13 protein-coding genes are annotated in these 12,612 nt (G+C 64.4%); 3 read left to right on the top strand and 10 right to left on the bottom strand.

Going from position 1 to position 12,612, the window contains the following annotated elements:
• The 8 genes from JF66_RS03960 to JF66_RS03995 form a co-directional block, all read right to left on the bottom strand.
• Positions 1–909: D-galactonate dehydratase family protein (locus tag JF66_RS03960; RefSeq protein WP_035875503.1), on the bottom strand; the 909-nt coding region annotated here is incomplete at its 3' end.
• A 64-nt stretch (positions 910–973) separates the two neighbouring features.
• Positions 974–1,933 carry a sugar kinase gene (locus JF66_RS03965; protein WP_035875505.1) on the bottom strand — a complete coding sequence of 320 codons (960 nt, stop codon included), beginning with the start codon at positions 1,931–1,933 and terminating at the stop codon, positions 974–976.
• On the bottom strand, positions 1,930–2,604 hold the full coding sequence (locus JF66_RS03970) for a bifunctional 4-hydroxy-2-oxoglutarate aldolase/2-dehydro-3-deoxy-phosphogluconate aldolase (RefSeq protein ID WP_231556284.1): 675 nt from the start codon (positions 2,602–2,604) through the stop codon (positions 1,930–1,932). The genes JF66_RS03965 and JF66_RS03970 overlap by 4 nt, the downstream gene beginning before the upstream one ends.
• 5 nt (positions 2,605–2,609) lie before the next feature.
• The gene (dgoD, locus tag JF66_RS03975; RefSeq protein WP_035875507.1) at positions 2,610–3,758 is read right to left on the bottom strand and encodes a galactonate dehydratase; all 1,149 of its coding nucleotides are present in this window, start codon (positions 3,756–3,758) and stop codon (positions 2,610–2,612) included.
• The gene (locus JF66_RS03980; protein WP_369797946.1) at positions 3,736–4,278 is read right to left on the bottom strand and encodes a gluconokinase; all 543 of its coding nucleotides are present in this window, start codon (positions 4,276–4,278) and stop codon (positions 3,736–3,738) included. The genes dgoD and JF66_RS03980 overlap by 23 nt, the downstream gene beginning before the upstream one ends.
• A gap of 2 nt (positions 4,279–4,280) precedes the next feature.
• Complete coding sequence (locus tag JF66_RS03985; RefSeq protein WP_081882129.1) at positions 4,281–5,162, bottom strand: carbohydrate ABC transporter permease; 882 nt, start codon at positions 5,160–5,162, stop codon at positions 4,281–4,283.
• A complete protein-coding gene (locus JF66_RS03990) occupies positions 5,159–6,085 on the bottom strand; it encodes a carbohydrate ABC transporter permease (protein ID WP_081882130.1) in 927 nt (308 codons plus the stop codon). Before JF66_RS03990 ends, JF66_RS03985 begins: the two co-directional genes overlap by 4 nt.
• Before the next feature lie 83 nt (positions 6,086–6,168).
• Positions 6,169–7,461: a sugar ABC transporter substrate-binding protein gene (locus JF66_RS03995; RefSeq protein ID WP_035875509.1), complete on the bottom strand. Its 1,293-nt coding sequence runs from the start codon at positions 7,459–7,461 to the stop codon at positions 6,169–6,171.
• Between the two features lie 137 nt (positions 7,462–7,598).
• Here JF66_RS03995 and JF66_RS04000 point away from each other — a divergent pair, with 137 nt between their 5' ends.
• A complete protein-coding gene (locus tag JF66_RS04000) occupies positions 7,599–8,390 on the top strand; it encodes a FadR/GntR family transcriptional regulator (RefSeq protein WP_081882131.1) in 792 nt (263 codons plus the stop codon).
• A 6-nt stretch (positions 8,391–8,396) separates the two neighbouring features.
• Here the strand turns inward: JF66_RS04000 and JF66_RS04005 are convergent, their stop codons facing one another.
• Together JF66_RS04005 and JF66_RS04010 are read right to left on the bottom strand one after the other, a co-directional pair.
• Positions 8,397–9,797: a GntP family permease gene (locus JF66_RS04005; RefSeq protein ID WP_051973101.1), complete on the bottom strand. Its 1,401-nt coding sequence runs from the start codon at positions 9,795–9,797 to the stop codon at positions 8,397–8,399.
• Between the two features lie 94 nt (positions 9,798–9,891).
• Entirely contained in the window at positions 9,892–10,434 is a 543-nt protein-coding gene (locus JF66_RS04010) for a gluconokinase (RefSeq protein ID WP_231556285.1), read from the bottom strand.
• A 251-nt stretch (positions 10,435–10,685) separates the two neighbouring features.
• Between JF66_RS04010 and gndA the strand changes: the two genes are divergently transcribed.
• Positions 10,686–12,089: an NADP-dependent phosphogluconate dehydrogenase gene (gndA, locus tag JF66_RS04015; protein WP_051973105.1), complete on the top strand. Its 1,404-nt coding sequence runs from the start codon at positions 10,686–10,688 to the stop codon at positions 12,087–12,089.
• A 140-nt stretch (positions 12,090–12,229) separates the two neighbouring features.
• The gene (locus tag JF66_RS04020; RefSeq protein ID WP_035875540.1) at positions 12,230–12,595 is read left to right on the top strand and encodes a hypothetical protein; all 366 of its coding nucleotides are present in this window, start codon (positions 12,230–12,232) and stop codon (positions 12,593–12,595) included.
• The last annotated feature ends 17 nt before the right edge of the window (positions 12,596–12,612 follow it).

Raw genomic sequence — 12,612 nt, forward strand, 5'->3', positions numbered from 1 at the left:
CTTCATCGGGGAAATGCCTCCGGTGTGGGTCACAGCCGACCGCACATAATCGATGAGTTGATCCTTGATCAGCGTCTGGTAATCCCAGACGGTGTTGAAAACCTCACCGATGGCAAGAGGTGTGGTGGTGTGCGAGCGGACCAGCCGCAGGGCATCCTGGTTTTCAGCGGGGGTACAGTCCTCCAACCAGAAGAGGTCGTACGGTTCCAGGGATTTTCCCAGTTTGGCGGCCTGAATCGGCGTCATGCGATGGTGTCCGTCATGCAGAAGCGGAAGTTCGGTGCCGAATTCGGCACGCACGCCCTCAAACACCGTGGGGAGATGTCTCAGGTATGCGCGGGTATCCCAGTCCTCTTCCGCCGGCCGGGCGGCACGCTGCGCCGGCTCGTAGTCATAACGTTTGCCGCTCGCCTGTGTCTGGGCTGCGACGCCATAGACGGATTTCAGCCCCGGGACGGCGGTCTGCACACGAATGGCGCGGTACCCGAGGGCCTGATGCTTGCGAATGGAGTCGAAGAGTTCGGGCAGGTCGCGTCCCGACGCATGGCCGTACGCAAGAATTCTGTCTCGACTGGCCCCGCCGAGAAGCTGATAGAGCGGCAGGCCCGCAGACTGCGCCTTGAGATCCCAGAGCGCCACGTCGACGGCCGCGATCGCCGCCATCGTCACCGGTCCGCGCCGCCAGTAGGCACTGCGATAGAGAAACTGCCAGGTATCTTCGATGCGGTGCGCGTCAGCGCCGAGCAGCAAGGGCACGACGTGTTCCTGCAAATAGGCCACGACGGCCAGCTCCCGGCCATTCAGGGTCGCGTCGCCGAGGCCGACCAGGCCGTCATCGGTGGTGAGGCGAAGTGTCACGAAGTTGCGATCCGGACTGGTGACGATGACTTCTGCTCTGTCGATCTTCATACGGGTGTCTCCTTGGTCATGCGCGTGGTGAGAAATTCGATGGAGGGCAATATGGGTGCGGGCATCAGCGCAGCGTGGCTCCGGCAGGCGCGGCGAGCAGGGACAGTTCGGCGCGGCTCGGCGCACCCTCCCAATCACCGACCGCGGCTACCGCGAAGGCGCCCGTGACCGTACCCCGGAACAGCGCCTCCCCCTCGGTCAGCCCGTCCAGCACGCCCGACAGGTAACCTGCCGTGAACGCGTCACCGGCACCGATGGTGTCCCGCACCGTGACAGCCAGCGCCGATGCGTGAACGACCTGTCCCGCGGAGTGGACGCTCGCGCCGGTGGCACCACGTTTGATCACGAGCGCTCGCACTCCGGAGGCCGCGAGCTCGGCCGCTGCCGCCGCCTCGCCGTCCGGAGTGTCGACGCCGTCGACGATGAGCGCAAGTTCATCGTCGGAGGCTATGACGATGTCTGCGCTGCGGGCGAGCACCGACAGCGAGGCCCTGGCCGCGTCCACGCCCCACAATTTCGAGCGATAGTTCACGTCGACGCTCACGAGAGCTCCTGCCGCGCGGGCCAGGCACACCGCTTCGGTGACGGCTTCGGCGGCCGAGTCAGAGAGCGCGGGAGTGATGCCCGTGACATGTAGAAGTCGCGGCGCGACGGCCAGGCACGCGGCCGCATCCGACGGGCCAAGCGCGGAGCCGGCCGAATCGGCGCGGTAGTAGCTCACCCGGGACAGATCGTTGATGCGGCGTTCGGCCAGCATGAGCCCGGTCGCCCGCTCGGCATCGACGGTGACCGTGTCGACGAGCACCGACTCGGCGCGCAGGGTGCGCAGCAGATACGCCCCGACCTCGTCGTTGCCGACGCGGCCGCCCCAGCGCACGCTGTGGCCGAGCCGGGCGAGGCCGATGGCCACGTTCGATTCGGCGCCGGCCATGCTCATCTGCAGGTCACCACCCATCCGGAGCGGGGTGCCCGTGCGGAGGCTGACCATGGTTTCCCCGATGGTGACGACGTCGGGACCGTTCATGCGCCCGCGACCGCCTTTTTCGTGACATCATCGCGGACGGCGAGGAATGTCGACGCTCGCGCCCGAAGACCATCGAGATCGCCGCCACGGGCCGCATCGCCCAGCAGCGGGCTGCCGATTCCGACAGCGATCGCGCCGGCCGCGAAGTACTCGGCAGCGCGCGGGGCGTCGACACCGCCGACAGGCACGAAGGGCACGTCGGGCAGCGGATCGCGCAACGCCCGGAGATAGGCCGGGCCGCCGAAGGACCCAGGAAAAAGCTTGACCACAGTGGCGCCGGCTCGACGGGCCGCCACGACTTCCGTCGGTGTCAGCGCGCCCGCGCAGACGGGGAGGCCCAGCCTGGTCGATTCGGCGACCGCGTCGGTCACGGCCGGGGTGACCATGAACGTTGCGCCCGCTTGGGCGCTGCGGTGAACATCGTCGATTGTCATCACGGTTCCCGCGCCGATCACACAGTCACTCGGGGCGAGCCTGACGAGCTCCTCAATGACACCGAGGGCGTCTGTCGTCACGAGGGACACCTCAAGAAAACGGATGCCGCTGGCAAAGAGGGTGAGCGAGGCGGCGATCGCGGCGTCCGGGTCTGTGCCGCGGATAATGGCCAGCAGTCGTTCCTGCTGCAGTCGAGAGAGAAATTCGGCGGATGCGGCCGGCAGCAGCGTCGTCACGGCCGTCACCATTCCGCCAGCGCGCCGTCGTTATGCCGCCAGATCGGCGAGCGCCAGGCGTGCCCCCTCGTGTCGGCGGCCCGGACGGCGGCCTCGTCGATCTCGATGCCCAGGCCAGGGCCGGTCAACAGCTCGATGTGGCCGTCGACGAAGTTTAGCGGGCGCTTGTCGAGCACGTAGTCGAGTACCTCGGCGCCTTGGTTGTAGTGGATACCGATGCTCTGCTCCTGAATGAGGTAATTAGGTGTTGCGAAGCCCACCTGCAGACAGGCGGCAAGCGCGATCGGGCCGAGCGGGCAATGAGGTGCCACTTGCACGTCATAAACCTCGGCCATCGCCGCGATGCGGTGTACCTCGGAGATGCCGCCGGCGTGCGAGAGGTCTGGCTGCGCCACGGCGATGCCGGCCGCAAACACCGGCAGAAAGTCCTGCCGAGTGTAGAGCCGTTCCCCGGTGGCGATGGGAATGGAGGTGGCCTGGGCGAGCTGTCCGATCAGGTGGGAGTTTTCCGGAACGACCGGTTCCTCGATGAAGAAGGGACGCAACGGCTCCAGCAGCGGGGCGATGCGACGGGCGTTGGCGAGCGTGAACCGGCCGTGAAAGTCCACGGCGACATCACGGTCGGGGCCGAGCACGGCGCGGGCGGCGGAGACCCGTTCGAGCACGCCGTCGATTTCGGCAACCGTGCCGATGCGGCTCATGATGCCGGACGCGTTCATTTTGACGGCAGTCAGCCCCACAGCGACCTGCGCCGCAACGGCATCGGTTATGCCGCTTGGATCGTCACCGCCGACCCAGCCGTACATGCGGATGCGATCCCGAACCGCGCCGCCGAGCAACTGGTAGACCGGTACTCCCAGCGACTTGCCTTTGATGTCCCACAGCGCCTGGTCGATGCCAGAGACGGCGCTGCCGAACACCGGACCGCCCCGGTAGAAACCACTCTTGGTGAGCACCTGCCAGTGATCTTCTATGCGGTCGGGGTCGGAATCGAGGAGGTACTCGGCAAACTGCTCAACGACGCTGCGCACGGCGTCGGAGTGACCCTCGAGGCTCGCCTCGCCCCAGCCGACCACGCCGTCGCTGGTCTCGAGCCGGACAAACAGCCAGCGGGGTGCGACAAGAAAAGTTTCAACGCGTGTGATTGTCGACATGGTCGAGCTCACCACCTTTCGTTTCGGCGGCCAGAGCCGCGACGATTCGTTCCACGATGGTTACGGGCGGTTCTACGATGTCCACGGTTATGCCGCGTTCATCGTCCGTACACGGTTCGAGGGTGTCGTATTGCGATTGCAGCAGCGCGGCAGGCATGAATTCATGCGTACGTGCACGAAGCCGTGCCGCGATGACGTCGATCGGGCCTTGGGGGTGGACGATGAAGAGGCTGGCGGCATGGCTACGCAAGAGATCGCGGTAGCTGCGCTTGAGCGCGGAGCAAGCGATGACGATTCCATCGGGCGAGCCCGCGGCCAGCTGTCGTCCCACTTCGTTGAGCCACGGCAGCCGGTGTTCGTCCTGCAGCGCCTGTCCGGCGGCCATGACGGCGATATTCGCCGCGGGATGCAGGGTGTCCCCGTCGAGAAAGCGGACACCGAGTCGCTCCGCCAGAAGAGCGCCGATAGTCGATTTACCCGAGCCCTGCACGCCCATGACGACGATCGGTGGGACGCTCACGATCAGCCCTTGGTCGCCCCGGCTGTGAGGCCGGACACGATGTACTTCTGGGTGAACAGGGCGATGACCATGATGGGCACGGTCACCACGACGGCCGCGGCCATCAGGCTGCCCCAGTCGATGCTGGCGTACGACACGAAGTTGAAGATCGCCACCGGGAGGGTCTTGGTATTCGCGCCGGAGAGCACGAGGGCGAACATGAAGTTGTTCCACGAAAAGATGAACGACAGGATGCCAGCGGTCGCGAGTCCGGGAACCGACAACGGCAGAGTGATGCGGAGGAATGCCCCGATGTGGGTGAGTCCGTCGACCTGCGCCTGCTCCTCCAATTCGAGAGGCGTCGAGTCGAAATAGCTGATCATGATGTACACGATCAGCGGCAGCGCGACGAACATGTGGGACAGGATCAGCACGCCGAACCCTCCGACCATGCGCATGTTGGCGAAGATGAAGTACCACGGCACCAGCAGGCTGACGCCGGGGATGATGCGCGCCATGAGAACCACCAGCGCGGAGCGGTGCATGGTGAAACGGCTCATGGCATAGGCGGCCGGAACCCCGATGAGCAGGGAGAAGATGGTGGACAGCAATGCGACCCAGAAACTATTGAAGATGAATCCGAAATAGTTGTTGCGGCTGAGCACGTTGTCGTAGTTGTCGAGGGTCGGTGTGAAGAACACCGTCTTACTCGCGTCATAGATGTCGACGTTGGTTTTGAGGGATGCGATGACCATCCAGGCCAGCGGGGCGATGAAAAGCAGGACGACCAGGGTGAGCGCGACCACTCGGAAGATCTTGTAGGCGCGCGGTTTGCGGCGACGTGAAGATGTAACGACCGGTCGCGGTGTCTCGAGGACGGGACGAGTTTCCAGTGTCGCGGTCATGACCGGTCCGCCTTTCTGCGATAGGTGAGTGCCCACATGATCGCGATGATGAGAAGGAAGAACAGGATCAGCACCGTGGACGCGATCCCGTAGTCGTTGTAGTCGAAGCTCAGGCCGAAGGCGTAGATGTTGAGCGTCTCGACCTCGTGGAACGAGCCGCCGCCCTTACCCTTCGTGGCGTACAGAAGGTCGAAGGTCTTCAGGGCGTCGATGCCGCGCAGCACGATGGTCACAATGACCGTGGCGCGCAGCAGCGGCAGCGTAACAAACCAGAATCGCTGCCAGGAGTTGGCACCGTCGATGCGGGCGGCTTCATCCGGTTCGTCCGACAAGGAGGTGAGGCCGGCGAGGAGCATCAGCACGACCATGGGGGTCCACTGCCAGATGTCCACGAACATGAGCGTCGGCAGCGCCGTGTACTGACCGGAGAGCCAGGGCTGGGCCGGGATGCCGATCCAGCTCAGCGCCTGATTGGCGAACCCGATGTTCGGATCGAAGATGAGGCGCCACATCATGCCGACGGCGACCGGGGTCGCAACGAGCGGGAGGAGGATTGCGACGCGGACCCATCTCTCGCCCCGGAACGGACGCCAGAGCAGGAGAGCAATACACATGCCCAGCACGAGCTCGATGGCGAGGGATCCTCCGGTGAAGATGAACGTGCGCATCACCGCGGGCCAGAACCTGTCGAAATCGCTGAGCACCTCGAGATAGTTGCTGAATCCGACCAGGTTGGATTCAGCGCGAACCGAGCCTTCGGAGTCCGTGACACTGAGGTAAAGGGTCCAGCCGAGCGGGACCGCGATCAACAATCCGACGAAAATCATCGCGGGAGAGGCGAAGAGCCACTTTCGATGATGGTTTGCCCAGGTGGAGAAATTACTCCACACTGTGGGCTTGGTGGTGACCATCGTGGTCATCATTCACCTCACACTCTGTATTGCACGGTTGGAAGAAGGTCGGGGCGGACGATCGCGGTCGACCGTCCGCCCCGTCAGGGGTGGGACTACTCGTCGTCGAGGATGCCCTGGAAGGCATCGCTGGCGGCATCGGCTGCCGCATCGGAGTCGCCGCCCGTGATGGCGATGACGATCGGATCTCCGACGATCTCGCGAGCTTCGGGCACCTTGATGACGAGCGGGCGGTCATGGCCGACACCGTTCTTCGTGCTCGTGGCGATCGCAGCGGCGAGGTCGCCCGGGTAGGTCGAGGTTCCGGCGGGGTCTTCCCAGACCGACTGGCGTGCGCTGGGAACGCCATCCTGCTGTATGGCGAGGGTCAGGTCCTGGCTCGTCGCCCATTCGATGAACTTCCACGCTTCAGCGGAGTTGTTCGATTCGGCGTTGATACCGAGGGCCCAGGAGGGCACGTTGTAGGCGACGGAGCCGCCGGGGCCGGCCGGCATCGGCGCGAAGCCGACGGTGTCGGACACCTTGGAGGTCTCGGGATCGGTCGCGTTCTTGTAGAGGCTGTCCGCCTCGGTGTAGAAACCGGCCTGGCCCTGAGTGAAGATGGCCATGGCCTCGGGCCAGCTCATGTCGGTGCTGACATTTTCGGGGCCGTACTCACGAATCAGCTTGCCGTAGAACGCGTAGGCTTCCTTCGCTTCGGGGCTGTTGACGCCGGAGTCACCGTTTTCGTCGATGAAGTCACCGCCGAAGCTGTAGAGAAAGCTCGAGAACTGGGTGACGGCGGCGGACTTGCCCGTGCGGGCAACGAATCCGGCGACGCCGGGGTTCTGTTCCTTGACGGCCTTGGCCGCGGCCTCGAGTTCGACCATCGTGGTGGGAACCTCGAGTCCTGCATTGGCCAGCAGATCCTTGCGGTAGTACAACACTTCCTGCTCGGTGATGATCGGGATCCCCACCACGTTGCCGTCATAGGTTGTCGACCCGACCGGGCCGGGCTGGAAGTCGCTCCAATTCCAGTCTGGATTCGACGTGACGTCGTCGCTCAGGTCGGCGAGGTAACCGTTCTTGGCGAACAGCTTGCCCTCCTGGAGCGGGCGATACATCATGACGTCGATCTCGTCGGTACCGGCGTTGAGCTTGACGTTGTACTGGTCCGAAAGCTGATCCTCGCCGTACTGGCTGAGCTCGACGGTGAGGCCGGTGGCCGCTTCGAACTCGGGCAGCTTGTCCTTGATCGCGTCGGTCCAGACGTGGTTCGCGAGGGTGACCCGGAGAGTTTTTGAGGCTCCCTCTTCACCGGCACCGGTGCTGCAGGCGCTGAGCGTGCCGGCGGCGATAACTGTCGCCGCGGCGATGGCCGCAAAACGAATAACTGAATGACGCTTCACTGTGTCTCCAATTCACAGACCCGTGCATCGTCACACAGATCCCGACCGATGCATCTTTACATCTGTCTCATTTCGTGACGCTACAGCAATAAAACATACTTATTCAAGTCCGTGATCAAAACGATATGATGTGTGGCATGACGGATAACGTAAACGCACTGGAGCGGGCGACGGAGCCCGACCCACTTGACGCTCTTCCGCGGGCGCTCGACGACAACTCCGCCCTGCACGGCCTGCACGCTCGAATTCTCGACCTCCTGGGCCTGGCCATCTGCGCCGGCGAGCTGTCCAGCAGGTCCGTTTTTCGCATCGAGGAGCTGGAGGAACGCTATGGCGTCTCCCGCTCGGTTGTGCGCGAGGCCATCCGGGTGCTCGCCGCGATGGGCATGGTCGCCTCACGGCGTCGCGTGGGCGTGCAGATCCTGCCGGAGAGCGAGTGGAACCTCTACGATCCCCAGGTCATTCGCTGGCGTCTCGCCTCCCCCTCCCGGATAAACCAGCTGCGCTCGCTGACCGAACTCCGCACCGCGATCGAACCGGAGGCGGCGCGCCTTGCCGCCACCCGCGCTCCTCTCGCCGACGCGAGCGAGCTCATGGGTTTGGCCGGAAAACTCTGGGCCGCCGGCCAGGCCGACGACCCGGCGGCTTTCCTTGTGTTGGACATCGAGTTCCACCGCCTGGTGCTCGCGAGCTCCGGCAACGAGATGTTCGCCAAGCTCAACACCCTCGTGGCCGAGGTGCTGACGGGTCGAACGCACTACGGGCTCATGCCGCAGCATCCGCACAACGAGGCCTTGCAACTGCACGTCGACGTCGCCGGTGCGATCCAGCGCGGTGATGCCGCAGCCGCCCAGACCGCCATGCTCGGCATCATGGAACGCGCATTCGACGAGATGAGTTCGATCTGGGCGGACGGCGAGCCGCAGTAGGCCCGCTTAGAACAGCCCGGCCACCGTGAAGATCGCCAGGGCGATCGCGAAGCCGACGACGCCCACGATGGCCTGCCCCACGGTCCAGGTCTTCAAGGTGGTCTTGGTGTCCATTCCGAAGAATCGACTGACCAGCCAGAAGCCCGAGTCGTTCACGTGGCCGGCGAACACGGACCCGGCTGCCAGCGCAAGAACGATTGCAGCCAGCTCGACGGGGTTGAAACTCGTGTTGCCCATGACCACGGGCTGCAGCAGGGCGGCGGCTGTCGTCAGCGCAACGGTCGCCGAGCCCTGTGCGATGCGCACGACGGCCGCGATCACGAAGCCGGCCACGATCACCGGCAGTCCGATGGCGTCGAGCGACTCGGCGATGGCGTCGCCGATTCCGCTGGCCCGCAGCACCCCGCCGAACATTCCGCCGGCGCCGGTGATCAGGATGACCGACGCAACCGGCCCGAGCGAGCTGTCGACGACAGCCTCCACGAGGTTTCCCGACTTGCGCATGCGCCACCCGAGAAGAATCATGCCCAGCAGAACGGTGATGAGCAGGGCGACGGGGGTTTCACCGATTGCACGCAGGATCTGTACCCAGGTGTCATCGAGGGAGACCAGCCCCGCGGTCGCGGCCATGTTGAGGCCGGTGTTGAGAAAGATCAGCCCGATCGGCAGGAGCAGAAGGGTGAGCACAGTGCCGACCTTGGGTGCCGACGCGAATTCCTCGAAGTTGCCGGTGCTGCCCTTCAGGGTGTCCGGCACGGGGATGTCGTACTTGCGTCCGACGTAGCGTCCGAAGAGGTGGCCCGCCACGTACCAGGTGGGCAGGGCAACGATCAATCCGAAGATGAGCACGAGCCCGACATCGGCACCGAGAAGCCCAGTGGCCGCAACGGGCCCGGGGTGCGGCGGAACGAAGATATGCATCACCGAGAAAGCCACGGCCGAGGGCAGGGCGTACCCGAGGAACGAGCCGCCCAGACGACGGGCAACCGCGAAGATGATGGGCAGCATCACAACGAGGCCCGCATCGAAGAAGATGGGGAATCCAAGCATCAGGGAAGCCACGGCAAGGGCGAGGGGCGCACGCCTCTCTCCGAACCGACCAATGAGAGCATCGGTGAGGACCTTCGCCCCACCGCTCGTTTCGAGCATCCGACCGAGCATGGCCCCGAGCCCGACGAGCAGGGCGACGCTCGCGAGCGTTCCTCCGAAGCCGACGAGCAGGGTGGGAATGAGGTTGGTTGTGGGGATGCCGGTGGCGACCGCGGTGAGGAGGCTCACGATGATCAGAGAGAGGAAGGCGTGAACCTTGAACTTCATGATCAGCACGAGCAGGAGAGCAATCGACCCGGCGGCGACGCCGAGGAGGGCAGGCGTGGACAACACCCAGTTCATATCAAGATCGGTCATCGGTGAGCTATCTCTTTCATATTTTGGAACTTATGTGTTCAGGAACTCATGTGTTCAGGAACTCATGTGTTCAGGAACTTATGTGTGCAGGAACTTATGTGTGCAGGAACTCCAGTACACGACCGACGATGTCGTCGGGAGTGTTCGTGAGATCGACGCGCACGCCGGCCTCGTCCGCGGCAAGCGGTTCAAGGGCGGCGAATTGGGAGTCGAGCAGGGTCGGCGGCATGTACTCGTGGTTTCGATGCGTCAGCCGCTCCGCGATGAGCGCCTGGTCTCCGAACAGCTCCACGAACATGAGCGTGGGTGCCACGGCCCGCATCAGGTCGCGATAGCTGCGCTTGAGCGCCGAGCACGCGACAACCATCGGTTCGCCCCGGCCGACTGATTCGGCGATGCCCTCGGCAATGCGGGCCAGCCAGGGGATGCGGTCCGCGTCCGTGAGCGGATGCCCGGACGCCATCTTGGCGCGTGCCTCGGCGGTGTGCAGGTCGTCGCCGTCCTCAAAAAGCATGCCCAGAGCCTCGGCCAGCTGCCGGCCCACCGTCGATTTGCCGCAGCCCTGCACGCCCATCACCACAATCGGTTTCCCGGTGGACGAATCGCGGGCTGTACAGTTCAGAATCTCATCAGTCATTGGCGCTCCACTACATGGGCCGTTGCTTCATTACATCGGATCATTTTGCAATACATGCACAATAAATCTGATTACATTGATCAACACTACGCTTTATGTCGGTTGCGTCAAGCGGACTTGGCCCCGGAATGCGGGTCACCGAGGCCACCGACTAACCTTGATAGTGGTCTGGAGATCACAGCCCCAAAGGAGCAAACGTGTCAGTATCCGGTGCAACACAGGCAAACATTGGCGTCGTCGGCTTGGCGGTGATGGGCTCGAACCTCGCCCGAAACCTCGCCAGCCGCGAGGGGAACACGGTCGCGGTGTTCAACCGTTCCCCCGAGCGCACGCGCTTGCTGACCCACGAGCACCCGGAGGCCGGCTTCGTCGCCTCGGAGACCGTCGCTGACTTCGTTGCCTCGCTGTCGAAGCCGCGCACCGCGATCATCATGGTGCAGGCCGGTGCCGGCACCGACGCCGTGATCTCGCAGCTCGCGGAGCTGTTCGAGCCCGGCGACATCATCGTGGACGGTGGCAACGCCGACTTCACCGACACCATCCGTCGCGAAAAGGCCATCAGCGCAACGGGCATCAACTTCGTGGGAGCCGGAATCTCCGGCGGAGAAGAGGGCGCGCTCAAGGGCCCGAGCATCATGCCCGGCGGCTCGGTGGAGGCATACAAGACCCTCGGCCCCATCCTGGAATCCATTGCCGCGGTCGTCGACGGCGTTCCGTGCGTCACGCACGTGGGAACGGACGGCGCCGGCCACTTCGTCAAGATGATTCACAACGGCATCGAGTATGCCGACATGCAACTCATCAGCGAGGCCTACGACCTGCTCCGCCGGGTCGGCGGGCACTCCCCCGCCGCCATCGCCGACATCTTCGCCGACTGGAACACCGGCGAACTCGACAGCTACCTGATCGAGATCACCGCGGAGATCCTGCGCCAGGTCGACGCGAAGACCGGCAAGCCGTTCGTCGACGTCGTGCTCGATGAGGCCGGGTCCAAGGGCACCGGCGTGTGGACCGTGCAGAACGCGCTCGATCTGGGCGTGCCCGTCGGCGGCATTGCCGAAGCCGTCTTCGCCCGTGCCGTGTCCAGCCACCCCGAACAGCGCGTTCCGTTCCGTGCCGTCGTCACCGCTCGCCCGGAAATCGCCGTCGTGGGAAACACCTTCCAGGAAGACGTGCGCCAGGCGCTGTACGCCTCCAAGATCGTCGCCTACGCACAGGGCTTCGACGCGATCGCCGCGGGCGCCAAGAAGTACAGCTGGAACATCGACATGGGGGCAACCGCCACCATCTGGCGCGGCGGCTGCATCATCCGCGCCCAGTTCCTGAACCGTATCGTGGACGCCTACGCGAAGGATGCAGCGTTGCCCACGCTGCTCATCGACCCGTACTTCGCCGAGGCAGTGGCCAACGGCGAAGCAGCCTGGCGCCGGATCGTCTCGACCGCCGCGCTCTCCGGTGTTCCGGTTCCCGGATTCGCCGCATCGCTGAGTTACTTCGATTCGCTCGCGAGCGAGCGCCTGCCCGCCGCACTCGTGCAGGGTCAGCGCGATTTCTTCGGCGCTCACACGTACAAGCGGGTCGACATGCCTGGCACGTTCCACACCCTGTGGTCGGGTGACCGCACAGAGATCGAATCAGAGGGCTCCACGCACTAAGGCCTTCCTCTCCACGACTACGACGGAGATTTCTCGCCACCCGGCGGCTTCCCAACGGGAAGCCACGCGGTCGGCGAGAGATCTTCGTCTTTTCTGGTCATGGCGGGCGTCGAGGTTCGTCTGGAAGAATGGCTCGAACCATGAGTGACAACTACCCCGAACTTTCCGGCTACGAGCCCCACGATCGCAATCGTCCTCTCCGCAGCCGGCACGTGACCCGGCTGATGCGGGCCGTCGTCGTGCTCGGTCTGCTCGCACTCGTTGTACCGGGAGTGCTCACGACCATGCGCGTGGCCAGCGGCACGGCCGCCAACGCATGCCAGGTGAATGTGGCACGTTACTTTCCCTTCGCTTCCGGCGCTGACGCGCGGTTTGAGTTCGCGGGCCCGGGCGGCCTGGGCTGGCAGTGCTATGCCATCGACCGGAACGAGCGCGAGACGTTTGTCACCCCGCTCGGGCTGATCCCATCCGCCCCGAAGTCCGAGTCGCCGGGACGGTCAATCTAACCTTTTCGGTTCGTTCG

Source organism: Cryobacterium sp. MLB-32, assembly GCF_000738085.1.
Lineage (GTDB): Bacteria > Actinomycetota > Actinomycetes > Actinomycetales > Microbacteriaceae > Cryobacterium.